Origin of the sequence: Evansella tamaricis, from assembly GCF_019042215.1 — a bacterium.
Taxonomy (GTDB): Bacteria; Bacillota; Bacilli; order Bacillales; family Salisediminibacteriaceae; genus Evansella; species Evansella tamaricis.
Genome location: NZ_JAHQCS010000173.1, coordinates 26,964 through 29,301 on the forward strand (window position 1 = coordinate 26,964; position 2,338 = coordinate 29,301).

Sequence of the window (2,338 nt, forward strand, 5' to 3'; positions counted from 1 at the left end):
CACCTCCCGTTTTACGAGACTTTATACCCAATCTGTGTTACTATATTGCGTAGTAATGATATGATGGAGGAATTTGGAATGAAAAAATGGCGGCCAGATGATCCTTGCCCTTGCAGAAGTGGAGAAATACACAAAAATTGTTGTTATAACAATAATGTTATCGCCTTCCCAACCCATCTTATTTATAACGAAATTATAGAAACACAAGAAAAAATACTAGATTTTGCCTACAGTACATTTAATGATGAGTTGTTTCAATTTAATAAGGATGAGTTACATACGTTATCAGATGATGATGAAATAAATGAACTCATCGTTTTTTTTACGACAGTTTGGTCTATCTTTCACGTTCCATTTGAGGATTCCAATCTGACCATTTTCCAAGAGTTTATTAAGAACAAGTCCAAAACCTTTAAACGTTCGAAAACACTAGAAAACATTTTAAAGTGGACTGATTTTCAACCAGTTTTAGGTCAGGTTAAACAAACGAATAACACACATGTGGAACTACAATGCGTATTTACAGATAAATCGTACTATATTCCAATTGACCCGGGAAATGTTCCCGAAGTAAAGAATTTATTACTCTTTTTTTCCATTGAAATTCTTGGAAAACAAGATAAATTCTTATCTTATTTAATTTTCCCAGAAGAGCAATACGAAGCGATCATGAACGGTGTCTATGATTCAGTAAATTCCATTCAATTAGAAGAGGATGTAAATTATACAGCATTAGATTATATACAGCATGATTTTCCTGATTTTTTAATTAAGTTATTTGTGGATATACTGGAAACAGCTGAGACACCGGAAGAATTTAAGTGGCGCAATCCTAATCACGAAACGGTTTCCAACGAACTAACGGATGCCATGGAAGGGAAATACCATGAGGATTTGATTGGAATCGCCAATGCCCTCTGGTATATTTATTGTGAAAAATACAGTCCGATCGTTCGAAGCTCAAGTATTTTTGCAGCAACGCTGGAGTATATTATATCAACATTAGTCCACTTCCCTACTAAGTATACACAAAAGGATGTTGCAGAAAAGTACGGCATTAAAACAAATGCACTAGTAAACAAATACCATGAAATGTATAGTGTACTTGAAGATGAAATTAGTGCCATCACGGATCTCATTGAAAAAGACTTACTACAATAAAATATTTAAACGAGGATCCACAAAGGATCCTCGTTTTTATTAAAAGATAATAGAGCATAAGTTATTTAGCTTATGTATAGTTCCAGAATCCAGCTCCGAGCGTTTATTTCAGTGGCAGCACGGCTGAATGGCACTTCGGACATTACCATACGCAATTGCACTATTCTAAAGTTGTTCACACGATTACTTCTTCTATAGGAAGTGGCTTACAAAGCCCAAATCCTTGTCCATAAAGGACATCCAGTTGTTTTGCCACTTCCCAATCCAGTTTTCTTTCTATTCCCTCTAATATAATAGTACACTGGAACTCTTGTCCATACTTGACAAAAGAATTCACTACACTTTGTTTCTTCGCCGAGCGAGAAAGATCACTTGCTAAATAGCGGTCTAGTTTCAGAAAATCAGGCTCCAGTTCTATGATCGATTTTATATTGGAAAACCCTTTGCCAACATCATCGATGGCAAGACCTATTCCCAACTCTTTCAAACTCGTTATCTTTCTTTTCAGCATTTCAAATTCCTCTTTAATTTCACCTTCGGATATTTCAAGTATAATTTGTTGACTCTTCACCACCGTATTAGAAATAACCGCTGTGAGAAATGGTATAAATTTTGGGTGGAGAATAGTTGATGGATATACATTTAAAAACAAATATCCGCGGTTCGTTTCAGATCCTGCTTCTAAGTAAGACAAAATAGCTTTGTGGATCGACTTCATATCCAACTCATGAAGCTGCTTTAATTTTCTTGCTTCTTTAAACATAGTTTCTGGATTGGGATAGTTGCTTGATCTCAGTAAAGCTTCCACTCCGAACATTTTATCATCAGTGAGACAATAAATTGGCTGAAAAAAATGATGGAACATCGTTTTGACAATATTACTCTCATGTTGCACAAAATCCCCCCCTTACTTAAAACTTCCCCAAGTTTTAGTTAGAAATGAAAGCATATTAACATTTAACATTTTTGTCACTAAACACAATAAGAAAAGCGCAAGCGCCTATGAACACGAGCGTAGGGCAGTGCCTCTTCCTCTACTAGCATCGCACTGAAGTTTATCCGTCGAGGCAACTCGAAGCATACTCGTGAAGTAAACGCTCGTTGGACAGCGAATTCGAAGAAGTAGCTAGAAGTCCGATCTTTGACTTCGGTTGTCACTTCCGAAGTGCCCCGTAGC

General features: G+C 36.4%; 3 protein-coding genes. 1 reads left to right on the forward strand and 2 read right to left on the reverse strand.

What is annotated here, in order from left to right; genetic code table 11:
- Positions 1–1,161, forward strand: a 1,161-nt coding sequence (locus KS419_RS21545; RefSeq protein ID WP_217068811.1) for a YecA family protein, incomplete at its 5' end; no start/stop codon positions are given.
- 175 nt (positions 1,162–1,336) lie between these two features.
- On the opposite strand, the gene KS419_RS21550 is transcribed toward KS419_RS21545, so the two are convergent.
- Together KS419_RS21550 and KS419_RS21555 are read right to left on the reverse strand one after the other, a co-directional pair.
- The gene (locus tag KS419_RS21550; RefSeq protein WP_217068814.1) at positions 1,337–2,056 is read right to left on the reverse strand and encodes an EAL domain-containing protein; all 720 of its coding nucleotides are present in this window, start codon (positions 2,054–2,056) and stop codon (positions 1,337–1,339) included.
- Positions 2,057–2,133: 77 nt separating this feature from the next.
- Positions 2,134–2,338: hypothetical protein (locus tag KS419_RS21555; protein WP_217068816.1), on the reverse strand; the 205-nt coding region annotated here is incomplete at its 5' end.